Raw genomic sequence first — 25,763 nt, forward strand, 5'->3', positions numbered from 1 at the left:
ATCATATCCGCAGACTCGACGACCCTGAAGTGGACCCTGTCTTACATGTGCACAAGTTCAACCCGCGACCCCACAACGGACGTGCAGGAGATCATACCGGCTGCGGCCCGAGCAATGTTCCGTAGTAGGATTTAACGGTTCCGTAGCATTCGCAGACGGTTTCCTGCAGGGCTTCAAGATTGGTGATCTGAATATGGCCCCCTCGAATATTTTATCATTCCAGCCTGTTGAAGCGTGCGCGCATGCAACGTTACGCTGGTTCGCTTAACGCCCAACATCTCGGCAAGAAATTCCTGGGTGAACTGCAAATCGTCAGTGCCCGCTAAGTCTCTTGCTCGAAGAAGCCATCGGCGGGAAGTAGGAGCCCTTGCGCAGCTTCGGGATGCGCAGTTCGACCGCGCCGGCACGGGTCTCCCAGATCCGATAGCGGTAGCCGTTGCGCTGGGCCAGGCGCTCGGGGGTCTTCTCGCCATAGGCTGCCCCGGTCTGGCCTTCCACTTCCAATTCCATCAGCCGCTGCGCGGCAAAGCCGATCATCTCGCGCAGCAGACCGGCATCAGGGGTCTTCTCCACGAACATGCGCAGGTTCATCATGTTGTCCGTCATCGGTGGTTGCTCGGTTGCGTTGGCGTGTCGCAACCCGATCCTACCGGAGAACTGCCGGTGATCACCGCGAAGCCGCCCGCCCGCTACGGCGCTATTTGGGGGCGCGCGTCCGGGCGGCTTTGCTCTACCGAGCTACACCACCACCGGGGACACGACCCTGGTGTGCCTGCGAAGCAGCAGCGGCAGCGCTTCAAACAACAATTATCCTTCCGAGATCGGCTCACATCATTCGCTAAAGCAGTGCGAGAGAAGGCTTCACTGCTCCAGCCAGGGCCAGAATTGCTCCAAAAGGCACAGCAGGCCGATACTGCGGTCCACCTCAACGAATTGGCCAAGTCGCCCGGTTTGCAGTCGCCAAAGTAAGTCCATGAAAGATAATCAAGCGTCTCTCGAAAAGCTTCGCAAGGTTGCCACGGAGGCCGCGCTGATCCGCGACGTGGCTACGGACACCGCAAAGCGCGAAATATTCAATCGTCTACAAGATCACCTGAACCGTCTTGCTGACGAAGTCGAGCGAGCAATGAGCGGTCAGGCTGTTTGAGGACGGCCCATGACTGGCCACTTGCCCCGATCTAAACGCTGAAGCCGATGAAGGTTTGGAGGCGGCGCGTACCATGCCGAGCGGGCATGAGAAGAGGGAAGCCCTGAAAAAGGCCCGGACTGCTGCGCAATGCGGCCGATGCAGATGAGATTTCATTCGCGGAGCGTGGAAGGAACGAAAGTAGAACGTCATAAATCGGCGGCTTTCTGCATTCATGTCGCCCTTGGCCGAAAGCGTAACTCGCCCCTTGGAGCTTCTGCTCTTCTATGGGCAGATCAGCCAACCTTGGACCACCCGCTTCACCTTGACCCCAAGAGAGATTACAAGGGACGCCAGTCTCCGGCGGCGCAATCGGATTAGGAACCAATAAACGAAGACTGAGCTAACACTCGTTTTGCGTGCAAAACGTCGATTTGTTCATTGTTTCATCCTGGTTGGGGGAAGGATGCCGCAGTACGAAAAGTATACGACCACCGTGGTCGGGGCGCACAGCGTCCCCCGTTGGTACGAGGCAATGGATCGGCTGGTCAACGCTGGTCAGCTGGCTCCGGGGGATTTTGCGGACGCACAATTGCGGGCATCTCAAGCTGCGATTTTGGAGCAAGAAATCGCCGGGATCGATGTGATTACCGGCGGTGAAATGCATCGGCGCACCCACAATCGTCACTCCCCGCCGAACGCAATGCTGAATCATTTCTGGCAAAAAATACCGTCCTTCCAGGGTGAGACCAAACCGAAGCCAATCACTCCGTACGACCCCAACGTCTTCCATCCCGCGGCAATCTGCCGAGGTCCAATCCAGGATTCCATCGATCTGGGCCTTGTCGACGAATTTCTGGCCACCTCAAGCTTCGCCCGCAAACCGGTTAAGATCACAATGACCGGCCCGCATCTTTTGGCGGCGGTCGCTTATAACGAGTACTACGGCGACGTTCAGAAGATGATGGCCGACTTCGGAAAGCTGCTGCACCAAAACTTCAGGAAACTTGCGCATGCGGGCTGCAAGCACCTCCAGATTGATGAGCCCTATTTCACGGCGTCGTCCGAGGGGGAGGTCGACGCGGCGGTAGAAGTGATAAATGGGATCATCGAAGGCCTGCCGGACGACATTCACATTTCGATTCATATTTGTCAGGGCAACTACGCGGTCGGACCGGACTACGATGGTCAAATTGGGCACCGCTATTTTGACACGGGACGTTATAAGGCGGACCTGATTTGCAAGATTGATGCTGATGTTTTCATGGTCGAGCATGACATGGTGCCGCACTACAGGAGTTATCTCGGCAACAAGCAACTCGCGGTCGGGGCAGTGGATGTCCAGGCGCCGAATGTCGAAACCGGTCAGCAAGTGGCGGACAGGATCAAAGCTTACGACTGGCTCGCGCCGGAACAGACGCTGATTACAAGCACCTGCGGTTTCAACCATCTGCCCAGGCATATTGCCCTCGGCAAGCTTCGCGCGATGCGTGAGGCGCAAACCATCCTCCGCGGGAATGTCCAGGCGTGACGGAAAACAGTAAAAATAGCGAGTTGCACCGACAGGTTCGCGCTTCCGAGGAGCGACTTAGACTTGGTGAAACCGCCGGCGGAATCGCGACATTCGAGCTGGATCTCACTACCGGAAATTGGAATTGGAGCGCCCAGGCTGCAGGTGTTTTTGGCTTTGCGGCGGATAACAAAGGCGTGGGCCTGGATCACTGGCAAAAGGCCATATTCTTCGACGATGCGCCCAAGATAACTACTGCAATGGAAGCAGCCGCCCAAAGCGGCGAATTCTATGTTGAATTTCGGATCACCGCGGCGGGCGGCCTGCGCTGGATCGTGGCGAGAGGTGAGAGTACCTCAACGCACGGTGCCGCCGGCCCCGTGGTTCGAGGCGCCATCTACGACATTACCGAGCGAAAAACCCTAGAAGCGCGATTGCTCGCTCTCAATGAGACGCTGGAAGCCCGTGTTCTGGAAGCGCGCGAGGAGAGCCATGCGCTCGATACTCTGAATGGTATCGGAATTGCGGTAGCAGCCGAGCATGATTTGCAGCGCCTGGTGCAGATGGTCACCGATGCCGGAGTAGAACTTACCCACGCGGGCTTCGGCGCCTTCTTCTACAATATTATCGACGAAAAGGGTGAGGCGTATACCCTCTATACCCTCTCCGGCGTACCGCGCGAGGCGTTCGAGAAATTTCCAATGCCCCGCAACACGGCCATTTTCGAGCCGACGTTCCGCGGCACGGCAACGATGCGCTCCGCCGACATTCTCGCTGATCCCCGTTACGGGCACAATCCGCCGTACAACGGGATGCCCAAGGGCCACTTGCCCGTGCGAAGCTATCTCGCTGTGCCGGTCACGTCTCGATCCGGTGAGGTTTTGGGCGGACTGTTTTTCGGCCATTCGCAACCGGGCGTCTTCACGGCCCGTGCCGAACGCCTGATCACGGGACTGGCTGCACATGCGGCGGTTGCCATCGATAATGCGCGGCTACATGCCGCAAGTCAGCGCGAGATCGCCGCAAGGTCGGTCGTCGAAGAGGAACTGCAACGCCTGAATCAAACTCTGGAACGACGAATCGAAGAGCGCGCTGCAGAGTTAGCCACCAGCACCGCAAAACTGGAAGATACCGAGCGACGGTTCAAGCTGCTGGTGGAAGGCGTCACGGATTACGCTATTTTTATGCTCGATCCTGACGGTCACATCGTCAACTGGAATCCGGGCGCTGAGCGGACCAAGGGATACAAGCGCGAGGAGATCCTCGGCCGTCACTTCTCGACCTTCTACACCGAGGAGGATAAAGCGGCAGGCATTCCCGCCAAAGCCCTGACCATCGCTGCCCAAACCAGCAAATTTGAAGCTGAAGGATGGCGGGTTCGCAAGGACGAGAGCAGGTTCTGGGCAAGCGTCGTGATCAACGCGATCAGGGATGCCGAGGGCGAGATCGTGGGATTTGCCAAGATCACGCGAGACCTGACCGAACGACGCGCTGCGGATGATCGAGCGAAGCAGACACAGAAAATGGAAGCTGTCGGGCAACTGACCGGCGGCGTCGCGCATGATTTCAACAACCTGCTCACCATTATCATCGGCAATCTGGAAACGCTGCAGCGAAGCTTGGGCGCTGCGCCACTCGATGCCGATCGGCTCCGGCGCTCCGTGACCAACGCGATGACAGGAGCCAGACGGGCAGAAACGTTGACCCAGCGATTGTTGGCGTTCTCGAGACAACAGCCGCTCGAACCGAAATCGCTGGACATCGGCCGGCTCGTTACCGGCATGACGGACATGCTCCGGCGGACGCTTGGTGAACATATCACCGTGGAAACCATCCTGGGCGGTGGAGTCTGGCGGGCTCACGCCGATCCCAATCAGCTGGAACTCGCAATCATCAATCTGGCGGTTAATGCGCGGGATGCCATATCGAACGGCGGCCGTCTCACACTCGAAACCGCCAATGTCCACCTAGACGAGCGATATGCGATCGGGCAGATCGAGGTCGTGCCTGGCCAATACGTGATGCTTGCCATCACGGATAATGGAAGCGGCATGACGCCCGAGGTGAAGGCGAAGGCATTCGATCCGTTCTTCACCACGAAGGACGTGGGACATGGGACGGGCTTGGGTCTCTCCCAGGTCTATGGCTTCGTCAAGCAGTCCCGTGGCCACGTGAAGATCTACAGTGAAGTTGGAGAGGGGACGACGATAAAGCTGTACTTGCCCCGGGCGCACTCGACTGCAAGCCTGAATGACGAGGATGCCGAGGTGCAGTCGCTTCCCCGTGGGTCTGGGGCTGAGACCGTGTTGGTGGTCGAGGACGATGCTGACGTTCGTAACTATACATGCGACACTTTGCGCGACCTCGGCTACGTCGTTCTTGAGGCCGAAAACGGTCGCAGGGGTCTTGCGCTACTTGAGGCAAATCCACAGACGAAAGTCTTGTTCACAGATGTTGGGCTACCGGGTGGCATGAACGGACGCCAACTTGCGGATGAAGCGCGGCGGCGCCGCCCCGATCTCAAGGTGTTGTTCACCACCGGATATGCGCGCAACGCCATTGTCCATGACGGCCGGCTCGATCCGGGCGTGGAACTGATCACAAAGCCGTTCTCGCAAGCCGCGCTCGCCGCCAAATTGAGGGACATTCTAGATGCGAGGCGCGAACCAGGGCGCGTACTCCTTGTCGAGGACGAACCGTTGATACAGATGCTTGCGACCGAATATCTGGAGGAGGCCAACTTCCAGGTAGATGTCGCAGGTTCTGCGGCAGAGGCGATCAACAAGCTTGGGCTCGTACCCGGCAGCTACGATGCTGTGATCATCGATGTCGGCTTACCCGATCGCAAGGGGGACACTCTGATCCACGAAATGAAAGCGATCTACCCGCATCTACCGATCGTCCTTGCGACCGGCCACAATACGCGCGATCTGCGCGCAAAGTTCAACGAACAAAACGGACTGGCTTTTGTGAATAAGCCTTTTGCGGCGCAAGAGCTATTGAATGCATTGCGCAGCTTGGGAGTTGGTCACGGTCCGTCTGTCTAGGTTGTCCAAGCGCCTGAGGAAACTTGCCGGCTAGGCCGGCCATTGCAAACGTGACGGCCGTCAGCAAGCCCCTGTGGTCTGCTGCATGACGCGAACCAGATCGTCTTGGGAGAATGGCTTTCGGATCATCGGGAATCCGCCCTGACGACGCTCTCGCCCCGACAGCTGGAGAATCTTCAAGGCGGGGCGCACGTGAGTTGCGCGTTCCGCCAGCTCATGGCCGTCCATACCTGGCATATTGATTTCGGTGATCAGGATCGAGATGGAATCGTTTCGCTGCAGTAGCTCGAGGGCTTCGGAACCGCTACTTGCACGTATCACGTGGCTGCCAATGTCCTCTAGCAGTCTGCTGAAGAACCGGCAAAACGCGGATTTTTTTTGGTGCTGTTGGGTTCTGGAGAGGTTTGGCTGTGGGCGCAATGATCTCCGCCCCAGGAGGCGGCCTCATGCGGCAATCCGCTTGGGTATTCGGACGAGGTTGTAGCCGATCAGGTTCAGGAGGAAGTCGCCAAGCACGCGGTCGCACCCCTGGTGCTTGGTCTTGCGCATGGTTCCGTGCTGCTTGCCCCACCCGAAGATGCATTCGATCATGGCTCGGCATGTTTGAAACATTCCGTAACCGGCGTGCCGGGTCGTTCGCCCATCGATGGCGCTCTGGCGCCCGTTGGGATTGCCTTTGTTGTACTAGGCGACGTGCGGTGTGACATTCATCTCCCGCAGATTGGCGACGTGCTCGGCTGTGTCATAGGCCTTGTCTTCGCCCACGGTCATGCGGCATCCAGACTTCTTGGCTTTCGCCTTGAGCATGGCTTCGGACGCGCTTCGTTCGGCAGTCCCTGTGGCATGAGTCACACGCCCGTCGATCGCCAAGCCGTTCCGGTTCTCCATGATGACGTGGCCCATGTAGCAGAGCCTGGCTTCCTTGCCCTGCGCCTTCCGATACAGTGGGCTGTCAGGATCAGTCACGCTGGCATAGGTGTCGTTCTTGCGCTTCTGGCCGTGGAAGTTCGCACCATCGTCACCGCTGTCCGAGCCATCCTTCGGCCGGAAGCTCTTGTGCGAGGCCCAAGCCTCGATCAGCGTGCCGTCCACGGAGAAGTGCTCGCTCGACAGCAGCGGCTTGACCTCGGGATGGTTCAGCAGCTTTGCCATGAACTTGGCGAACACCTCGCCGTTCTCCAGCCGCATGCGGTTCTTCGTGAATGTCGTCGGGTCCCAGACCGGATCGTCCGGCGCCAACCCCACGAACCAGCGGTAGAGCAGATTGTAGTCCAACTGCTCCATGAGCTGACGTTCCGAGCGGATGCCGTAGAACACCTGCAGCAGCAGAGCGCTCAGCAATTGCTCGGGCGGGATCGAGGGGCGACCTTCCTTCGAGTAGAGCGCGCCCAATGTGCGGATCAGGTCGCGAAGAACGTCTCGCACCAGCTCCAGGATGTTGCGCAGCGGATGATCCTTTGGGACATGCGCCTCCGGCGAAACATAGGAAAACAGGCCGCCCTGATCCTCGAACTTGCCCCGCATCCGTCCCTCCGCAGACTCGCCAAGTCAGTGAATCACGAAAATCCGACAAAAACGATAGTTTTTCAGTAGACTGCTAGGTTGCGCAAAGCCGTGAGCGCCGGCACTTCGCTCGCCGTGCCTTTGGTCAGCGCCACCGTTGCCAGTCGCGGTGCCTTCTTAGCGGCTAGGCCGAACTGTACCCGCCAGCGGAAGACCATGCTGGTGGCGACGCCGTGCCGACGGCAAACCTGCGACACACTGAGGCCCGGCTTCTCCGTTTCCTGCACTATCGCGCGCTTCTGTTCGTCGCTGAGGCGGCGCCGGTTTGACCGGCCGTCTGCCTCTTGCGGTGTCAAGCGGTACTTGCGCGGAACGCAACTAGCAGCGCTGCTTAATTGCGCCCGGGCACTCGGATGAAGCAGGGATCTCCAGTCTATCTCCTCGCCGGAATCCGCGAAGCGATTGCGCCAGATCCGCAGCGCGTAGGGCGACAGGCCGAGCGCCGCGGCGTACTTGGCGCTGCCCATGCCGCTCCAGTTCATCGCCTCGACGTGCATGCCCCAGAACGCCCTGACCGCGATCGGTTCGCTATCCGTACGCATGTTGTAGCGGTAGGTGTACGCCTTCCGGCTTCGCTTCGATGGCGCCTTCTTGCCCTGTCGCTCGAGCTTATCGATGCGCGCATTCTGCAGACGTTTCTTGCGCTTGTGCAGCTCCTCGGAGCTCAGCAGATGACGTGCCCATCGCTTCAGCGAGGTCGCCGAGATCTCGCGTCGGCGGCAATATTCCTCGACGCTTTGATGACCGGCGTACCAGGTCGCGACGTGGTTCGACCAATACGGGTTGTTGGCCTTTATCCAGGAACGATGACCCACCGCCGGAAATCCTCCATGGCATGAAGGAGCCCCACATCGTGCGCAATTGCACTACTCAATCTATGTGCAGAGATCGGACGGTTACGCTCGACCGATTAGGACGGCAGGATAAAAGCCGCAATGTGCGGCCGGTCGGTCGAGGTAGTAAACTGCAGTGAGTCGGGACCAAACCCACACATTGGGAAGATGCGGGACAACTTGCTAATTTTCCTATCATGCTGTTCAGGCTCAGGATTTGACGACCTGTCGCTAGTGCGATGAGAGAAAGCGATAGGTCTCCGCAAACTTGATCTGACGCCGCGTCCAAGCGCGCTGTTTGGGGCCAAGAAGGGCGGCCGCATCGCGACCGCGCTCGGCGACAGCAACACGATGAAGTACATCATCGGCGAGATCGAGAACCACTCGACGGCTATTCGCAGAAGATCGCCGCCGAGCGGGTGGCGGGTTTCGATGGCGCCGCAAGCCGGCTCCGAGGCGCGATGACGAACCTGGAAATGGCGATAGGCCGAACCGTGGATAACAACGGCAAAGGGGGACTCTTGCCGGAGCGACGAACTGGTTGGGCTGGGAAATGCCGAAGCTGGCAGAGCAGCCGAATTGGGCGCTCGGGACCGAAGCGGGCATCGCGGGAGCCGCGGGACTGGGCGGCGGTGCATGGTTCGCCAAGTCGCTTGCGAGCGGCTTTGGCCACGGCTCGTCAGCTGTCGCCCTCGACGGCTCAGCCGCCGCTCTGGGCGACGCTGGCGGCGCGCAGGTAAAATTCCGCGAGAGATCGTCTCGACAGTTGCCCATGCCCGAGGCAAGGCGAACGTTATTTGCGGTCTCCCGTCAAGGCTCCGATGGTTCGACTAAGACCCTCGGCAGCTGCTTTTGATCTTCTTGTCGACCTTCGAGTCGGCAGCATCTTCGACGGACCGATGCATGGCCGCCAGCCCGCCAACGATTGCGCGCTCCGCCAGCCACCCACGGTAGCGCCGCGGCGGCGCCGCCGCCGTCCGCCCTGTGGATCGACACATGCCGGCCAGGCGCGTCGCCTATTGCTGTTTCGCAGAGCTCACTTCGTGCTCGCCTACTGGCTGTTCATGTGGAGGCAGGAGCAGGGCGAGGCAGAGGCCGCCGCGACGGTGGCCAAGCTCGTGGACCTGCCCGCAGCTGGCGGGGTCGGCATCACCGCGGACAGCGTCGCGATCGGCCGGGCCTGAGAGGCGGTCCGGACCGTCAACCAGGCGCGCTCGATCAGATGAAGGCGAAGGGCGATCTCCGCGAGGTCAATCAAGCCTTCAAGGCCGCACGCGCGGTCGATCCGGAGCTCCGAAAACCATGTCGATGGATCGTCATGCGATGCCGCAGTACTTCTTCCATATCGACGGCGAGCAGCCGTTCCGGGACGATTCCGGAGTGGAACTGCGGGACGATCGCGCCGCCTGGCGGGAAGCCATGCGGCTCGCGCGGGACATCGAGACCAATCTCAGCCCTGGACATGGGTGGTGCCTGCAGGTCTGCGAAGGTGAGATGCCGGTGTACCGGATTGTCGTCGCGAGCGAATACCGAAGCCCCTGACCGGCAATTGGCTGCCCTGTCATGGTGCGGATGCGCCGTGCATTGGCGCTCTCCGCACTGTACGCACGACCTCCGGCGTGTATACCTGTTCTGCATCATGGGCGAGAGATCGAACAGTAATCACGCCCCGCGCCGTCGTGCTCCCGACGATCCTCCGGACGAAAGGCGCTGAGATCCAGATGCCGCACCACAATTTCGTCAGTCGGCTGCATGCCGCTGTGGGTCTTTCGGAACATGATCGCGAGCTGCTGAGCAGCCTTCCGGAAGTCCTTCGCTCATTTTCGGACGGGGAGCCGATCGCGCGACAGGGCGACCGATCGCTAAGCTGCGGACTGCTGGTCGAGGGCTTCGCAATGCGGCAGAAGACTGTGGCCGACGCGAACCAGATCGTCGCCGTCTACGTCCCCGGCGATGCGCCGGACCTGCACTCGTTGCATATCCCGGTGATGGACCATGAGCTCGCGAGTGCGGGTAGTTCGACCGTCGCGTTCGTTTCGCATGCCGCTCTCCGCGCCGTCCTAGCGGCCTCACCGTCGCTGACGGATGCTCTCTGGCGCGAAACCTTGGTCGATGCCGCGATCTATCGCGAGTGGGTCGCTTCCCTCGGCGCTCGCGATGCGCTCGGCAGGGTCGCGCACCTTATCTGCGAACTCGCCGTGCGGCTCGATGCCGTCGGACTGGTGCGGGACGGTACCTTCGAAATGCCGTTCACGCAGGCGAATTTGGCCGACGCGTCCGGTCTGTCAGCGGTGCACGTCAATCGGACCGTGCAGGAGCTGAGACATCGCGGCCTGATCAGCTGGCATGGCAAGACCGTCGTGATGCTCGATCGAGCGATGCTGGAAGTCGTTGCGGAATTCGACCCGAGCTATCTGCACCTGGGGCATAACTAATGGCGCGAAGTTTCGTCATCGAGCTGATTGCCCACGGCGGCGGCCAGGGTAATGAGGGCAGACCTGCTCGATGCGTATGTGGACGGCATCACCGGAAGAGTTCAAGCATGTGCGCTCGATCATGATGTGCGCCGTCTACTTTGGCGGCCGCCGCGCGAAGCTGGAGCTGAAGTCGGGCCGTTTCTGGTGGGTGTCATCGTCAGCACCAATTTCGGAACAGACCTTCCGAACGAGGAAGCCGAGCTGCGCGGGCAAGCCGCGTTTTCCGCCGTGACCCGCTGCTACATTTTCGCACCCGTTATTCGAGACACGCGAATGTTGAAGGGTGGCACCTACGCGGCCTGGTTCAAGAAGCCTGCAGGCGAAGGAACAGGCATCGTGCATCTCAAGGATGGCGCCGTCACCGGCGGCAGCGACGTCTTCACCTACTGCGGCTCCTATGAGACGGAAGGTGATCGCTTCAGCGCGCTGATCCGCACGAAGCGCCACACCGTCGGGCGCCACACCGTCTTTGGCGTCGACGATCTCACTCTTCGGCTGGAGGGAGAATGCAGCACCATGTTTTCACGATGCACCGGCAGCGTTCTTGAAGCGGGGCCTGTTCCGTTATACGCTGTGCCTATGAGCGAGAAAGAACCGCCCAAGGAAGATCCTCCCCCGCCTAAGCCGTCGCGCGAGGACAAAGCCCGGCAGGTCGCCCAGCAGTATCTCGACGACCAGCGGGCGATTGCCGAGAAGCTTCGCCGAGAGCTCAACTAGAGACGTTACACGTCAAAGGGCAGCGGACCCGCGGTGGCTCAGAGCAGCAGATTCCTCCGTTCGGACCATCGCGCCTGCACTCGACCTGCGATCTCGGCAGCGATCGCTTCCGGTGTGCCGATGAAGTCGATCGGCCCATCGTAGCCGATTGCGTTCTCCGGCATGCCTTTTTGAGGCGCGCCATGCGGTGTCAGGACCATGGTGATGCCGCCGGCCTCGTGAATGGCCGCAAGACCGCGGGAGCCGTCATCGAGAGAGCCGGAAAGCACGACGCCAATGAAGCCGCCGCTGGCCTGCGCGGCCACGGATCGAAAAAGCAGATCGACGGTGCGGTTTCGGTGAAGATCAAAGGGGCCTGGCACCAACTCGCCGAAATTGCTCGCCGCCAGGGTCAGGTGGGCGTCCGGCTCACCGATATAGCCACTTCCGTGACGCAAGCGTTCGCAGGCTGATGCAACATGGATCGGAATGGCGGAGCACCGACCAAGGACTTCCCGCAGGTGGCTGACGTTGGTCGGATGGCCGATGCAGGACGATCAGAACGGCCGCTTGCAGATCCGGGGGCAGGTGGCCCAGCAGGCGTCCGATGTCACGAAGACCTTGCGAGCCCGAAGCGCCGATCGCGACAAAGAAGTCGGCGGAGGTGTCTGGTTCTAATCCTAACATTGATCATGAAGTGCACGCCGTGCCCGCCGTGCATAGGAAAACTTTCCAGGCGCAAAAAAGCCCGGCATGCTGGAGGCGATCGCCACCGCACCCTCTGCCGGCCTCGGCTCCCGCCGAGGCGGCGGAGTGAGCGGCGCACAAGCGACGGCAGCAGCCCCGGTTTATTCCGGTGGTCGCAGATTGCCAGTAAGCAGCCTAGCCACCTCGGGCGAATGCATGGGGTCCGCCCCATCACAGTCGAAGCACGTGAGCTTCCTCTCGCCCCTTTTGAGCAGAGCAAAGCTCATCGGCTTGTGACACTTCGGGCATATGGATGTTGGCTGGCGTTCGGTCACAGCGTACCCCAGAGGATGGTTCCATTATCCTTTCGCCGGAACCAACGCGAGTCCTTTTTCGGAGCTGGTCATGCCGCTTCCGCTTCGGAAGCGCCGAGGGCGGGAGCGCGAAAGCGCCCCCAAGAGGGGATGGATTTTTCCAGCAAATCAGTGGAAGGTGTCCGCGGAGCTTCAGAACTCCCGATGCGGTCCCTTGCCGAAGATTGCGCATCTTCCGCGATAGGCGGGCCAAGAGCCTCGCCGGACTTCCTTGTCCGAAAGACGTTACCGCGCCCATATCCGTGCGCCGCGACCGGCTCACTATGCCGGGAGTGCCACGGCTATGCAACAGCCCGGAAGGGTAAAAGCTGATGGCGCACGTTCTCGCGAACGTGTTCTGAAATTCCTGGTGCCAGCCCGCCGCTTGCGCCCGGCCTTCAGAAGCCGGTTTTGAACCGCGAGCCTTCCATCCGTACGAAGCGGCCTGCGAACATGCGCTGCAAGCCTCCGGCATCGTCGCGGCGCGCAGGTTGACCCAGGATCGCGCGCAAGACCTGCACACCATGCTGTTCGAGATCCGGCAGCATGTACCGCGCACGGTCACGGGCGTCTGATCTTCGCGCTCGCCGTCCTCGCCTATGAGGAAGCCCAGGCGCAGGCCTGGGCGGTGGGGAGCGCGCTGGCGGCCTCGTCCTCCGCCGGTAGCGATGCGAGCAGCAGGCCGCCTCCGGCCTCGACCAGAAGCAATTCGCCAACGGCAACGATCGTTGTGCGCTCACCGGCTCCGCCCGTTGCGAACAAAAGGAGGTCGTGAACAGGACGATGCCGATGCCGTCGTTGAAAAGCGATTCACCCTGCATCTCAACCTTGAGGCGGGGCGGCACATTGATGTTCTTGAGTGTGGAGAACAGCTACCGGATCTGTTGGGCTGATGAGCGCGCCGAAGACCATGGCCCAGGCCAGACCCATCGGCTGACCAAGTAATGCTGCGGCTTGCCAGACGGCAACACCCACCATCAGTGTCGAAGCGGCGGTGCCGAATGTCGCGAGAACGATGACCGGAACGGCCCGGCTCCGAAGCGGTCCGAGATCCACATGAAGCGCCCCGGCAAAGAGAAGGAAGGCCAGCATTCCCTGCATAACCACTGCGCTTAAATGATTTGCAGCAGTGCACGCGTGAGCGCGTCGAACAAACGCCTATCCGGTATCATCGCATCGATTCCCACGAGAATGAGGGACACGACGACGCTCGTGATGAGGAGGCCGATTGTATGGGGGAAAGGCAGGTAATTGTGATTGACCCGACCCAGCACCGCAGACAGCGTCAACAAACTTCGGATGATTCGAAAAATGACAACAGCTGCGGATCCTCACTGCACGATTTGGTCGTGCTCAATCGAGGTTCGTTATCGAAAAAAGTACGACCATCGCGCTCGTCAAAACATCGAAAATCTCAATTTCAAGGGCCAGCAACGACGACATGCGCCTGAATTTTGGCGGACAGGGCGCCGTTACCGAAGGCTTTTGCGATCGCTTCCGTGGCGGATGTTGTCGCGCTTTCCAGGCTGGTGGCATCCCGCGCCTCGATTTCGTTGCGGAGCGGCGTGCCTTGGCAATAGGCGATGGCAGGGTGGCGGGGGCTCGTCGCGACGCTGCTTTTTTGCTACCGTTTCGATTTGGATTGTTGAAAAGCCCGCGGCTCGCAAATCGGCCTCGATTGTATCTACGTCATGATACCCTTGCGGCGTCCGTGTCAGGAAGAGGGGCGGGTCGCTCGAAAAAATATTGGTCACCGTCTCGGTTACGACCCTGGGCAAAATCGTTGTCTTCTATGCATCCCAGACGTTGAAAGAAGCGGCCGCCAGGACGAAGAACGCGAAGAGCCTCCTTATCAGCTGCAACACGATCCGGAAAGAACATGACGCCGAACTGGCAGCACCCGGCATCGAAGCCTTCATTCTCGAAGGGCAACTGCAGCGCGTCGGCTTGCTTCCACGTGATACGTGGATCGGCCGCTTGCGGCGCGATGGCGCGGTTGAGCATGGGCTGGTTGAGGTCGGAGATCACATAGCGTGCTTTAGCGTTGAGCATGGGCGCAAGTGCGCGCGGGACGACACCGCTCCCGGCCGCCGTTTCCAGAAACGATCTCGGGACTAGATCCGCTGACGCGTGCAGCGAGATCGGCCGCATACGAGTCGAAGATGAGAGGGACCATGTAGGCGTCGTAGATGTCCGGTACCGAGCCGGCGAATACTTTGTCGGAATTCGACATGAGTGTTGTCCCTGACCACCGCGTGGCTGTCCGCTTATGATTTCGAATTAAGGACTTCTCTCACTTTCCCTGCCAAGTGCTGCATGGAGGCCGGCTTCTGCAGCAGATTCATGTCGGGGTCGAGGATGCCATTGTGAACGATCGCGTTTCGCGCGTAGCCGGTGGTAAAAAGGATCTTCAGGTCAGGACGCCGTCGCCGGGCTTCGTCAGCAAGAGCGCGACCGTTCATTTCAGGCATGACCAGATCGGTATAGAGTAGACAGATCTCGGGATGTGCGGAGAGAGCCTCCAGGGCCTCAGCAGCGTTTCGCGTCTCTATGACTTCGTACCCTAAGTCGCCGAGTGTCTGGGCTGTTAGCGACAGGACCTGCGCGTCATCCTCTACGAGGAGAATGACCTCGCGGCCGGAGGCGAGCGCCAGAAGCTCTTTGGTCTGAGGCTTGGAGCCTTCGGAAGCGCCGTAGAAGCGTGGAAGATAGATCTTCATCGTGGTGCCGTGGTCGATTTCCGAATAGATTTTGATGTGTCCGTTCGATTGCTTGACGAAGCCGAACACTTGGCTCAAGCCCAATCCGGTACCCTTGCCTACGCCTTTGGTGGTGAAGAACGGCTCAAACGCCTTGGCCACGACATCGGGTGTCATGCCCGTGCCGGTATCGGTGACCGCGACCATGACGTATTGGCCTGACGCGATTGCCTGCTCTGCCGCGTAAGCCTCATCCAGGTGACAATTGGCGGTCTCAATCGTGAGACGTCCGCCATCCGGCATGGCATCGCGGGCGTTGATCGCGAGGTTCAAGATTGCGCTCTCGAGCAGGTTTCTGTCGGCGTGGACGTGCCAGAGTCCGCCCGCGAGCACCGTTTCGAACTGCACAGCTTCGCCCAATGTCCGACGCAGTAGTTCGGACATGTCAGCAACCATTTGATTCGCGTTGATCGCTTCAGGAGCAAGGGTCTGTTGACGCGAGAACGAGAGAAGGCGCCGCGTCAAGTCCGCGGCGCGATTGGCGCCCTCTTTTGCGGCGAAAACAAACCGGGAAACGTCCTCGCCTTTTACAAGCCTTCGCTCGAGCAGCCCAAGCGACGATACTATAACTGAGAGCATATTATTGAAATCATGGGCGATGCCGCCGGTGAGTTGGCCCACCGCTTCCATTTTCTGCGCCTGGTGAAGTGCCCGCTCGCTTTTCAGGCGCGCCTCGACCGCCTCGGCGACGCGTCGTTCGAGTGTTTGGTTGAGTTCGAGCAATTCGGCGTTGGCCCGCTCTGCAGCGCGGCGCGATTCGAGAAGCTCTCGCTCATAGCGGCGGCGATCGGACGCATTGAAGACGGTAATGCGAATGAATCGCAGATGGTTCGATTCGTCGCGCCGCTCGGCGGCATTGACGAGGACAGGAAGGGTTGATCCGTCCGCGCGCACCAGGTCCAGCGCGACCTCGTTGAAAAACCCCTGCATCCGCATCAGTGGAGCAAAGTGGGTTTCGTAGTATATTTTTCCGGCGATGTTCAGGGAATCCTGGAAACGGTGCCCGATAAATGTGCTCTTTTCTCGGTCAAGCCATTTGCAGTAGGTGGAGTTGACTTTGGTGATACGTCCGTCTGCCCCCGCAGCGAGATAGCCGCAGGGAGCACTATCGAACAGGTCCTCAAGATCGTCGATGTTGTCCGCCATAATCTCCAAAGACGCGCTCAATCAGGCGGACCTTCCAGGAAAGCCTTTATCGCGGAAATGGTTTCCTCGGGCGCACTGAGATTGGGACAATGTCCTGTGGCATTCAAAATGGTTAACTGGCTATTGGGAAGCTGCTTGGCCACGTATTCGCCCACACTTTTCGGGGCGATGACGTCCTCGGAGCATTGCAGGACGAGAGAACGCGCCTTGATCGCAGGCAGGTCGCTGCGGTTGTCGGAAAGAAAAGTGACGCGTGCGAATTTTTTGGCGATCTCTGGATCCGTCATGCAGAAGGAATTGGTAAGTTCTTCCCCCAGCTCCGGCCGTTCGGGATTGCCCATGATGACAGGGGCCATCGCCTGCGACCAGCCCATGTGGTTGGCGTCAAGAAAATCGAGCAACTCGTGGATTTGCTGCTCACTGAAGCCGCCAATGTATCCCTCATCATTGATGTACCGGGGAGATGGACCAATCATAATGAGTTCATCGAAAACATCGGACGCTTTGAGCGAAGCGATGGCGCCGATCATTGCGCTCACGGAGTGTCCGACGAAGACCCCGTGGGTGATTGCAAGTTCGCGGCAAATAGCAACGACGTCGTCAGCATACCCATCAAGAGAGCCGTACTTTCCGGCGTCGTAGGCTGAAAGATCGGAGCCGCCACACCCCACGTGATCGAACAGCACGATGCGATAGGCATCAGCGAAGGCAGGCCAAACGAAGCGCCACATGTTCTGATCGCAGCCGAAGCCATGGGCGAAAACCATTGGGCGGTCGCCTGAACCGTGGATAGTCACGTTGTTGCGCCGCATAATATCCAAGATGATGCTCCTGACGAGGCCGGTACTTCGGGCTGGCAAACGAAACTGCCTTGGAACCCGCTTCAGGGCCACCCCCTCTCATGCGGTTGGGGCCCGCATTGCGAGCTAAAGGGTTACCGTAGCACGAGGGCAAGCGAGTGGACATTCCGCTCGCGACCCGGCTTTCCTCCAGGAAAATTTTTTTGTTGGGAACAAAGCTCGGTATCCCGCGTTTAACGCCACTTGTCCGTATTTGCGGCCGCGGCCAAGGTGGGGCGCAAATCCGATATTTGGGTTCGGCGTGGTTCTCTGGCGAGCGGAGAAGCCGAAACTATAGTAGGCCCTCGAAAGGTCGGCGGATGACTAATGTTGAAGAATTCCCAGCGGAAGCGCGCAAGCTCACCGAATTCGAGGCCCTTATTGGGGCGGCGCCGACGGCGTTGGATGCGATCCCTGGCGCCGTCTACCTTTGCGACCAAGAGGGTTGGCTTATCCGCTACAATTCGGAGGCGGTCGCTCTGTGGGGCCGCCTACCCAACGCGAACGGAGCCAAGGAACGCTTCTGTGGGTCGCATCGGCTATTTTTGCCCGACGGCACGCCGCTACCGGCTGAGGACTGCCCGATGGCTGATGCGGTCCGCTCTGGCACCGCTACGAGGAATGCTGAAGTCATCATGGAGCGTCCGGACGGCTCCCGATTCACGGCTCTGGTCAACATCCGGGCTCTGACGGATTTCCGGGGCAACATACAGGGTGCGATCAACTGCTTTCAGGACATATCCGCGCACAAGAACATGGAGGAGGAAGTCCGGAGAAAAAGCAGTGATCTGGAAGATTTCTTCGAGAATAGCGCGGTCGGCCTCCACATCGTCAGTGGTGAAGGCATCATCTTGCGCGCCAACCAGGCCGAACTCGACCTTCTGGGATACCGCGCCGATGAATATGTCGGGCGCCATATCGCAGAGTTTCACGTCGACGCGCCGGTCATCGGCGAGATCCTTCAGAAGCTGTCGTGTGGCGAAAAACTTGACCGCCACCCCGCCCGTCTGCGCGCGAAGAATGGCTCGATCAAGGACGTCCTTGTCACCTCGAACAGCCGCTTCCACGATGGTAAATTTATCAACACGCGCTGCTTTACTTTGGACGTGACGTATCTGCGTGAAGCCGAGCGCGCCCGCCGAGAGAGCGAAGAACGGTTGGCGGCAACCTACGAAGCCGCCACGGTGGGCATTGCCGAGGCGGACGAAACGGGCCACCTGCTTCGCGTAAACGATGCCATCTGCAAAATGCTTGGACGCTCGCGCGAGGAGCTTTTGAGCATGGTGTTTCTCGACTACACGCATCGGGACGATCAAGCTGAAGATAGTGCAAACTATGCGCGTCAAGTGCGAGGTGAACTCGACAGCTACTCGGTGCGCAAGCGAGCGTCCAAACCCGACGGCACGACGGTGTTCCTCGACGTGTACGCCTCGTCGGTGCGCGATGAAGCGGGACGATTTCTTTACGGCGTCAGGGTCATTCAGGATGTTACCGACGCCCAGCGGATGGAGGATCGCATTCGCGAAAGAGAACGTCATATGCGTGATCTTCTCGAAGGCTTACCGGCTGCGGTTTACACCACTGATGCAAATGGCCGGATAACCTTTTTCAATAAGGCATGCATCGAGATGGCAGGCAGAACTCCCCAACTGGGGGACGAGTGGTGCGTCACGTGGCGGCTCCACACGGCCGACGGAGCGCCGCTGCCGCACGACCAATGTCCGATGGCTGTGGCCCTCAAGGAGGATCGGCCAGTCCGGGGTATCGAGGCCGTCGCGGAGCGTCCCGACGGCACAATGGTTCCATTTATCCCATATCCGACGCCTCTGCATGACACTGATGGCAAGCTGATCGGCGCCATCAACATGCTCGTCGATATCACTGAACGCAAACAAGCAGAGAACAGACAGAAGACGCTAATCGACGAACTGAATCATAGAGTCAAAAACACGCTGGCGACCGTGCAATCCCTGGCGATGCAAACTGCCCGGCATTCCGAAAGCCTGCCTGATTTCGGCAAGCGTTATGAAAAGAGACTGCTCGGGCTGGCCCGCGCTCATGATCTGTTGTCACAACGGCACTGGGAAGATGCGCCACTTGATTATCTTGCAAGGGAGGTTCTTGCGCCCATCTCCGCGAGCTTCGGCGAAAGGGTGAAAATTCAAGGACCGTCCGTCACCCTGAACCCAAGGGCCGCTCTCAGCCTTACGATGGCCTTGACCGAACTCGCCACGAACGCCGCGAAGTATGGCGCTCTGTCATCCGAAGCAGGAATGCTGCAGCTCACTTGGCTGGTGCGTGAGAGTGCCGGCCAGACGATGCTCGATCTTATTTGGCAGGAAAGCGGGGGGCCGCCGGTGCAGGCGCCAACGCGGCGCGGCTTTGGCACACGGCTTATGGAACGGTGCATCGAGCGCGATCTGGGCGGAGAGCTCGATCTCGTCTTTGATCCGAAAGGATTGTGTTGTCGTACTGCCATTCCATTGCGTGGATCGGCGCTAAATGGCTGATCTTACGGGTCTGCGCGTGCTGGTGGTCGAAGACGAGGGTGCCGTGGCGCTGCTCATAGAAAACATGCTCGAAGAATTGGGCTGTCACGTGACGGCCTCCGTCGCGACCCTGGCGAAGGCGCAGAGTGCCGCCCGCGCAGACTCATTTGACTTCGCTCTTCTTGACATCAATCTCGACGGCGAGCTTGTTTTTCCCGTCGCCGAGATTCTTAAAAGTCGGCAGCTGCCTTTTATGTTCAGCACGGGATACGGTCGCATGGGAGTGCCAGAGGCATTCAGGGAGTGCGACGTTTTGAATAAGCCCTTCACGATAGACGAACTGAGCACGAAATTGCAGTCGATGTTTGGCAAGAAGTGATCCAGCGGTTTTCAATTAGGCCGCGATGTGTCTTTGGTGCTGGTGTTGGACTTGTGGCTCATGGAATTACAAGGTCTGCGCGTTTTTCTTGTCGAAGACGAAAGCCTGGTCGCGATGTCCGTAGAGGACATGCTTGCGGACCTGGGGTGTATTGTTACTGCGCAGGCGGGCAGCGTGCCTGAAGCACTGGAAAAGGCGCGGTCGGGAGGTTTCGATGTTGCGCTGCTGGATGTGAGTTTGCATGGCATCAAGGTTTTTCGCGTAGCGGAGTTCCTCTCCGATCACGGCATTCCCTTCGCATTTGCAAGCGGATATGGCCGTGCTGGACTGCCGGAAGCCTTTCGCACCAGACCTGTCGTGCAGAAGCCCTTTGTGCAGGACGAACTTTCGGCCGCCCTTACGGCGGCCTTGTAGGGTAGTAGGGGCGGTTCATCGACGTCGGCAGAACGCCACGAACGATGACGATGAGCGACCGTGCCGTTTCAGTTATGAGGGAGGTGATTCTATGTCTACGCTTCACGAAGCAGTGCCGCTCGGTCGGTCCGTGAAACTCGCGGGCTCGGAACTTACTTGCTCCTGCCATGCTTGTGCATTCTTCAGCTCCGACGATGAGGAGCAGACAGTACTGGCGCCGTTCACCAGGGATGGGCTGGCGGCTAACGACCGGCTCGTCCAGATCATCAACAATCAGCAACGGGACGACCGCGTTCGAAAGCTAAAGGCCGAGGGGATCGACGTCGACGCGGCCACGGCCCGTGGCCAGCTGGAAATGAAACCATGGGAACAGGCCTATTTGAGTGGCGGCAACGGCTTTGACCAGGACGCCATGCTCGCCTTGATCCAGGACGTCCTCAAGGAGGGCCGGAGCAGCGGATTTGGAATGACCCGCCTCTGGGCCAACATGGAATGGGCCCTGGAAGACCTTCCGGGTGTCGAAAAGATTGTCGAATACGAGACACGGTTAAATCACGTTCTCCCAAAATACGATGACGTGGTCGTTTGCACATACGACCTCAATAAGTTCAGTGCGGCTACGGTGATGGATATATTGCGCACCCACCCACAGGTCATCGTCGGCGGGATTCTTCAGCAAAATCCATTCTTCGTTCCCCCAGATCAGTTTCTGGCCGAGCTCCAAGCTCGAAGGGACGCGTGCGTAACGACGTAGGCCTTGGGGAGCGGTATTGAACAAGGTGGATCAACTTGACGACCGCGAACTGCGGGCATTGCGCCGCGCTCTCGGCGACATGGCGGCGTTGTCGTCTCTTCCGGCAATGTGGATCAACGCCGATGAGGACCGGATAGCGGCGGACTTAGCCGATGCGCTGGTGCAGGTGCTTGATCTGGATGGCGTGCAGGTATCTTTTCGCACCGAGCGGGGCGAAACCCGCGAAGTCAGCCGCTTTCCCAATGGCCATCCTGCGGACCTGGCTCATCTCCTCCAGACAGCCTTCCCGGAGCCGGGGGCTGCGGCAACCGGCGAACTCGGCCCGGACGGAAGTCTCCGTGGATTTTGCACTGCTATTGGATTGACTGGCGCCGGCCGTCTCGACGCGGTGTGCGCTCGGCAAAGCTTTCCAACTCAGGCTGAGCACTTGGCGCTCACGATGGCTGCCAACCAAGTGGCCGTCGCTTGGCAGAGGGCGCGCGCGGAGCGGGCACTCCGCGCCGAGACCGGGGCGCTCAACCAGCAGCGGCACGCGGTGGAGGTGCTTAACCGGAAGCTCGGAAGCGAGCGGGACCAGCTGCAGCGGCTATTCGAGCAGGCTCCGGGCTTCATGGCGGTCATGCGCGGTCCTCAGCACGTATTCGAGCTATGTAATCAAAGCTATTTTCGCCTGGTCGGGCAGCGGGACATCTCGGGTCGGTCTGTTCGCGAGGTATTCCCAGAGCTGGAAGGACAAGGCTTCTTTGAGATTTTGGACAGGGCCTACGCGACCGGCGAGCCCTACGTTTCAACGGCTGCAGCAATCGACCTCCGGCGCGAACCTGGCGGGCCGCTTGAGCGGCGTTACCTCGACTTCATCTACCAACCGATCTCCAATCAGAATGGGGAGATAACCGGCATCTTCGCCGAAGGACACGATGTCACCAATCAGGTCCAAAGTCAGGCGCAGCTGGCTCTCAACGAAGAGTCGTTTCGCCTGGCTATCTCGGCGGCCGAGGTGGGAATCTGGGACCTCGATTTAACCACTGATCACTTGACCTGGTGCGACCGTACCAAGGCGATGTTTGGAATTTCGGCGGGGACGCCATGCAGCATGACGGACTTCTATGCTGGACTGCATCCTGATGATCTCGGCGCGACAAGCCAGGCCTTTGCCTCCGCTCTCGATCCTCAGCGTCGCGCCACTTATGACGTTGAATACCGGACGATCGGCAAGGAAGATGGCGTCGTTCGGTGGGTTGCGGCCAAGGGGAAAGGCCTGTTCGACGGGGAGCGCTGCATTCGTGCTATCGGAACGGCTCTCGACATTACGGCGAGGAAAGCGGCCGAGGAAGCCCTTCGCCAAACCGAGAACGAGCTTCGTGCAGAAACCCGGGCGCTTCAGATACTAAATCGCGCGGGTGCTTCGCTTCCGGCGAACCTCGATTTGGCTGGCGTCGTACAGACCGTGACGGATGCAGGCGTCGAACTCACTGGCGCTGCTTTCGGCGCCTTCTTCTACAATGCCGTCAACGAAGCCGGTAAAAGTTACACGCTCTACACTCTTTCCGGCGCGCCGAGAGAAGCATTTTCCAAGTTTCCGATGCCGCGTAACACCGCCATCTTTGCCCCGACCTTCAATGGTGAGGGAACGGTGCGATCGGATGACATTTTGAAGGACCGCCGCTACGGGCACAACGCGCCGTACAAGGGCATCCCTGAAGGCCACCTACCCGTCAGGAGCTATCTCGCCGTTCCTGTTCGCTCGCGTTCGGGTGAAGTTCTCGGGGGATTGTTCTTCGGTCATCCAGAGCCCGGAGTGTTCAACGCACGCTCGGAAGAACTCATGACCGGCCTTGCCGGTCAGGCGAGTGTCGCCATCGACAATGCTCGGCTGTTCGAGGCTTCGCAGAGGGAAATAGCGCAGCGGAAATCCGCTGAGGAGATGTTGCAGCAGCTAAACGCGACTCTTGAGGACCGCATTGCCGAAGAAATAGCCGAACGTGGAAAAGCAGAAGAGGCTCTTCGCCAAGCCCAAAAGATGGAGGCAGTCGGGCAACTGACGGGCGGGGTCGCCCACGACTTCAACAACCTCCTCACTGTTATAATAGGCGGCCTCGATACAATCCGGCGCAGCAAGCCGGGCGACGAGATTCGCGTTCGCCGTGCGGTTGAAATGTCTCTGCAAGGTGCACAGCGAGCGGCGAGCCTAACAGCCCGTCTGCTCGCCTTTTCACGACGGCAGCCCCTTACCCCGCAACCGTCCGATCTCAATCTAATTATTCGGAAGATGACGGATCTCTTCCACCGCACTCTCGGCGAGACCGTTGAATTGGAGGGGGTGCTGGCGCCCCGGCTTTGGACGGTGGATGTCGATCCAAACCAAGTCGAGAGCGCAATTCTCAATCTTGGTATCAATTCCCGAGACGCGATGCCGCAAGGCGGCCGTCTGACGATCGAGACGGCCAATGTGGTTCTCGACGAGCAATACGCTGCCACCGATGCCGAAGTGGTCCCAGGCCAATATGTCATGGTGTCGGTAAGCGATACCGGCAGCGGCATGGATAAAGAGACTCTGAACCGGGTGTTTGAACCGTTCTTTACGACCAAGGAGGTCGGCAAGGGTACGGGCCTTGGCCTCAGCATGGTCTACGGCTTCGTCAAACAATCAGGCGGCCATGTCACCGTCTATAGCGAACCGGGTGCCGGCACGAGCGTGAAACTGTACTTTCCGCGCTATCATGGCGATGCGGCCGTGGGAACGGAAACCCAGGAGCGCCTCGCGCCGCGCGGCCATTCGGAGGAGGTCATACTGGTCGTCGAGGACAATGCGGACGTGCGCGCATACAGCGTCTCAGTGTTGGTCGAACTCGGCTATAACGTCCTGGAAGCGGACCATCCTGATGCCGCGCTGAGCATGCTGCGAACTTCGGACAGGATAGACCTGCTGTTCACCGATGTCGTGCTGCCGGGCAAAAGCGGGCGTGAGTTGGCGGACCTTGCCAAGCAAATGAGACCCGGGTTGCGGGTGCTGTTCACGACAGGCTATTCGCGAAACGCCATCGTTCACCATGGACGTCTGGATGCGGGCGTACAACTCATCAGCAAACCATTCACGTTCGAAGGGTTGGCGACTCGCGTCCGGGATATGCTGGACGCTATGCCGAGCACGGCGAAAGATGCCGGTGACACGGGCTTGTGAGCCGGTAAGTGTGTCCCTCCTAATGATGACATGCATGCTAGCTGAACGGAGGAGAGTTGCTCGAGAAATACACGACCATCGTAGACATTGTCCCTCAATTGCGCCGACGGCATTAAGTTCAAGCACACTGCGTATGCCCTAGATCGCGAGTCACGCAAGGCCACCCTGGCCCACTTCCTCAGAGGGCTTCAAGCCACCAGGCGGAGCGAAGAGGAGAGTCGTCTGGCGGCTTAAGTTCTCCGCTAGGCGTGTCGGACGAGGGCCTCAGCATAGTGCTTTTGCCTGGTACTGCCCAGTTGAGGGTACCCGGCATTTACAGTATTCTGTGGTTCTGCGCTGCAGGCATGCAGCGAGTCTTCGCGACGAAACCCATGTCGAGGGCGCGGAACAGTATGTCTCGGTAACGACATCGAGCAGTTCCTCGACACCGTGACGACCGGTTGGCGCAACGATCCCGAACTCGACAAGACGGGCCCGGATTGCATTTGATCACCGAGGTTTGTTGGCGGACGAACAAACGCGGGCCCGGTGCAGCACCAGACCGCTCTGCTGTTCGGCGGCTCTGTCCCGCACGAACCGCATCTTGGCCCTCTTGCCGCATCGCAAATGGCCACCGCGTCAGTCGCATCATTCTTCTGCCGCTTGACGTAGGTCTTCACATAGGGCGGCGCATCAACCGCACGATATGCCGGTCTCGACGATGTCGCAGTGGTGGGTCAATCGGTCGAGCAGCGCGGTGGTCATTTTGGCGTCGCCGAACACGCTTGGCCATTCGCCGAAGGCGAGATTGGTTGTCACGATGGCACGATGAAGTCCATCCGAGTCAGATGCTCGGCGAGCCGTCCTTGCCGTCCATTGCGGGTCTCGGTCTCGAGGCGATTGACGAGGTCGACCACGTTAAAAAAGCGGCCGCGGGCACCGGATCGGATGCAGCTTCTGACGATGGCAATGGCCAGGTGAGTTCTGCCCGTGCCGATGCCGCCGACCAGCACCACGTTGCGCTGCTGGGCGATAAAGCCGCCGCCAGCGAGATCATTGATGAGAGTCTGATTGATCGGCGTACCGTCGAACTGGAAGTCGGCGATGTCCTTGGCAAGCGGCAGCTTGGCAATGGTGAGCTGGTATTTGATCGACCTGGCTTGCTTCTCGTTGATCTCGGCGTTGAGCAGGTCGCCAACAATGCGCTGAGGTTCGTGCTGCCGCTTGACGGCAGTTGCCATGATCTCGTCGAAGGCAGCCTTCATGCCGTAGAGCTTGAGTTCGCCCATGAGGTCGAAGATTTGGGATCGCTCCATCAGACGGTTCTCCGGAGGTTGTCGTAGCGGGCACAATCGGCGATCAGTGCATGACGGAGCGTCAGTGGGGCCGGCGTCATGATGTTGACCGGTGGGGCGGGTTCACGTTGACGAGCCAGGATGTTGAGTACGACATCGGCGGAGTGGACGCCGTGACCGAGCGCTTCGGTACAGGCGGCTTCGACCGCCAGCAGACCATCGGTCAGCACGGCGTT

The 25,763-nt window shown here is 59.5% G+C and carries 21 protein-coding genes and 5 pseudogenes; 13 read left to right on the top strand and 13 right to left on the bottom strand.

The window, feature by feature from the left end; genetic code table 11:
- Nucleotides 1-173 precede the first annotated feature (173 nt).
- A complete protein-coding gene (locus tag WA702_RS10150) occupies nt 174-407 on the bottom strand; it encodes a helix-turn-helix domain-containing protein (RefSeq protein WP_425110388.1) in 234 nt (77 codons plus the stop codon).
- Nucleotides 352-606 (bottom strand): annotated as a pseudogene (locus tag WA702_RS10155) (transposase); the annotation flags it as partial. The gene WA702_RS10150 and the pseudogene WA702_RS10155, both read right to left, overlap by 56 nt.
- 367 nt (nt 607-973) lie before the next feature.
- Between WA702_RS10155 and WA702_RS10160 the strand changes: the two are divergent.
- From WA702_RS10160 to WA702_RS10170, 3 genes are all read left to right on the top strand, one after another.
- Nucleotides 974-1,147, top strand: a complete 174-nt coding sequence (locus WA702_RS10160; RefSeq protein ID WP_425110389.1) for a hypothetical protein — start codon at nt 974-976, stop codon at nt 1,145-1,147.
- A 445-nt stretch (nt 1,148-1,592) separates the two neighbouring features.
- Entirely contained in the window at nt 1,593-2,657 is a 1,065-nt protein-coding gene (locus WA702_RS10165) for a hypothetical protein (protein WP_425110390.1), read from the top strand.
- Entirely contained in the window at nt 2,654-5,683 is a 3,030-nt protein-coding gene (locus WA702_RS10170) for a response regulator (RefSeq protein WP_425110391.1), read from the top strand. Before WA702_RS10165 ends, WA702_RS10170 begins: the two co-directional genes overlap by 4 nt.
- A 60-nt stretch (nt 5,684-5,743) precedes the next feature.
- Here WA702_RS10170 and WA702_RS10175 read toward each other — a convergent pair whose 3' ends face one another.
- The 3 genes and pseudogenes from WA702_RS10175 to tnpA all read right to left on the bottom strand — a co-directional run bounded on the left by WA702_RS10175 (nt 5,744) and on the right by tnpA (nt 8,061).
- Nucleotides 5,744-6,103: a response regulator gene (locus tag WA702_RS10175; protein ID WP_425110392.1), complete on the bottom strand. Its 360-nt coding sequence runs from the start codon at nt 6,101-6,103 to the stop codon at nt 5,744-5,746.
- A gap of 24 nt (nt 6,104-6,127) precedes the next feature.
- Nucleotides 6,128-7,207: pseudogene (locus WA702_RS10180) on the bottom strand (IS5 family transposase).
- A 62-nt stretch (nt 7,208-7,269) separates the two neighbouring features.
- On the bottom strand, nt 7,270-8,061 hold the full coding sequence (gene tnpA, locus WA702_RS10185; RefSeq protein ID WP_425110393.1) for an IS66 family insertion sequence element accessory protein TnpA: 792 nt from the start codon (nt 8,059-8,061) through the stop codon (nt 7,270-7,272).
- 1,037 nt (nt 8,062-9,098) lie between these two features.
- Here tnpA and WA702_RS10190 point away from each other — a divergent pair.
- The 4 genes from WA702_RS10190 (at nt 9,099) to WA702_RS10205 (ending at nt 11,273) form a co-directional block, all read left to right on the top strand.
- Nucleotides 9,099-9,263, top strand: coding sequence for a hypothetical protein (locus WA702_RS10190; RefSeq protein ID WP_425110394.1), 165 nt, complete (start codon nt 9,099-9,101; stop codon nt 9,261-9,263).
- 118 nt (nt 9,264-9,381) lie between these two features.
- Nucleotides 9,382-9,621, top strand: a complete 240-nt coding sequence (locus tag WA702_RS10195; RefSeq protein ID WP_425110395.1) for a DUF6894 family protein — start codon at nt 9,382-9,384, stop codon at nt 9,619-9,621.
- Nucleotides 9,622-9,989: 368 nt separating this feature from the next.
- Nucleotides 9,990-10,514 carry a Crp/Fnr family transcriptional regulator gene (locus tag WA702_RS10200; RefSeq protein ID WP_425110396.1) on the top strand — a complete coding sequence of 175 codons (525 nt, stop codon included), beginning with the start codon at nt 9,990-9,992 and terminating at the stop codon, nt 10,512-10,514.
- A 51-nt stretch (nt 10,515-10,565) separates the two neighbouring features.
- Nucleotides 10,566-11,273, top strand: coding sequence for a hypothetical protein (locus tag WA702_RS10205; protein ID WP_425110397.1), 708 nt, complete (start codon nt 10,566-10,568; stop codon nt 11,271-11,273).
- 38 nt (nt 11,274-11,311) lie between these two features.
- Here the strand turns inward: WA702_RS10205 and WA702_RS10210 are convergent, their stop codons facing one another.
- The gene (locus WA702_RS10210; RefSeq protein ID WP_425110406.1) at nt 11,312-11,800 is read right to left on the bottom strand and encodes a chemotaxis protein CheB; all 489 of its coding nucleotides are present in this window, start codon (nt 11,798-11,800) and stop codon (nt 11,312-11,314) included.
- Here WA702_RS10210 and WA702_RS10215 point away from each other — a divergent pair.
- Entirely contained in the window at nt 11,799-11,930 is a 132-nt protein-coding gene (locus tag WA702_RS10215; protein ID WP_425110398.1) for a hypothetical protein, read from the top strand. The genes WA702_RS10210 and WA702_RS10215 overlap by 2 nt on opposite strands.
- 760 nt (nt 11,931-12,690) lie before the next feature.
- Here the strand turns inward: WA702_RS10215 and WA702_RS10220 are convergent.
- The 5 genes and pseudogenes from WA702_RS10220 to WA702_RS10240 form a co-directional block, all read right to left on the bottom strand.
- Nucleotides 12,691-12,840, bottom strand: a complete 150-nt coding sequence (locus WA702_RS10220) for a hypothetical protein (RefSeq protein WP_425110399.1) — start codon at nt 12,838-12,840, stop codon at nt 12,691-12,693.
- 274 nt (nt 12,841-13,114) lie between these two features.
- Nucleotides 13,115-13,384, bottom strand: a complete 270-nt coding sequence (locus tag WA702_RS10225) for a cation:proton antiporter (RefSeq protein ID WP_425110400.1) — start codon at nt 13,382-13,384, stop codon at nt 13,115-13,117.
- A gap of 328 nt (nt 13,385-13,712) precedes the next feature.
- A pseudogene (locus WA702_RS10230) lies at nt 13,713-14,525 on the bottom strand (class I SAM-dependent methyltransferase).
- 34 nt (nt 14,526-14,559) lie between these two features.
- A complete protein-coding gene (locus WA702_RS10235; RefSeq protein ID WP_425110401.1) occupies nt 14,560-16,197 on the bottom strand; it encodes an ATP-binding protein in 1,638 nt (545 codons plus the stop codon).
- A gap of 17 nt (nt 16,198-16,214) precedes the next feature.
- A complete protein-coding gene (locus WA702_RS10240) occupies nt 16,215-17,009 on the bottom strand; it encodes an alpha/beta fold hydrolase (RefSeq protein WP_425110407.1) in 795 nt (264 codons plus the stop codon).
- A gap of 347 nt (nt 17,010-17,356) precedes the next feature.
- On the opposite strand from WA702_RS10240, the gene WA702_RS10245 reads away from it, so the two are divergent.
- The 5 genes from WA702_RS10245 (at nt 17,357) to WA702_RS10265 (ending at nt 24,253) form a co-directional block, all read left to right on the top strand.
- Nucleotides 17,357-19,546, top strand: a complete 2,190-nt coding sequence (locus tag WA702_RS10245; RefSeq protein ID WP_425110402.1) for a PAS domain-containing sensor histidine kinase — start codon at nt 17,357-17,359, stop codon at nt 19,544-19,546.
- Nucleotides 19,539-19,904: a response regulator gene (locus tag WA702_RS10250; RefSeq protein WP_425110403.1), complete on the top strand. Its 366-nt coding sequence runs from the start codon at nt 19,539-19,541 to the stop codon at nt 19,902-19,904. Before WA702_RS10245 ends, WA702_RS10250 begins: the two co-directional genes overlap by 8 nt.
- Before the next feature lie 36 nt (nt 19,905-19,940).
- Nucleotides 19,941-20,318 carry a response regulator gene (locus WA702_RS10255; RefSeq protein ID WP_425110404.1) on the top strand — a complete coding sequence of 126 codons (378 nt, stop codon included), beginning with the start codon at nt 19,941-19,943 and terminating at the stop codon, nt 20,316-20,318.
- A 91-nt stretch (nt 20,319-20,409) separates the two neighbouring features.
- Entirely contained in the window at nt 20,410-21,072 is a 663-nt protein-coding gene (locus tag WA702_RS10260) for an MEDS domain-containing protein (protein ID WP_425110405.1), read from the top strand.
- 25 nt (nt 21,073-21,097) lie between these two features.
- Nucleotides 21,098-24,253, top strand: coding sequence for an ATP-binding protein (locus tag WA702_RS10265; RefSeq protein ID WP_425110408.1), 3,156 nt, complete (start codon nt 21,098-21,100; stop codon nt 24,251-24,253).
- 672 nt (nt 24,254-24,925) lie between these two features.
- Here the strand turns inward: WA702_RS10265 and WA702_RS10270 are convergent.
- Together WA702_RS10270 and WA702_RS10275 are read right to left on the bottom strand one after the other, a co-directional pair.
- Nucleotides 24,926-25,548: pseudogene (locus WA702_RS10270) on the bottom strand (ATP-binding protein).
- A pseudogene (locus WA702_RS10275) lies at nt 25,548-25,763 on the bottom strand (IS21 family transposase); the annotation flags it as partial. The pseudogenes WA702_RS10275 and WA702_RS10270, both read right to left, overlap by 1 nt.

It is taken from the genome of Bradyrhizobium sp., assembly GCF_049798375.1.
Taxonomy (GTDB): domain Bacteria; phylum Pseudomonadota; class Alphaproteobacteria; order Rhizobiales; family Xanthobacteraceae; genus Bradyrhizobium.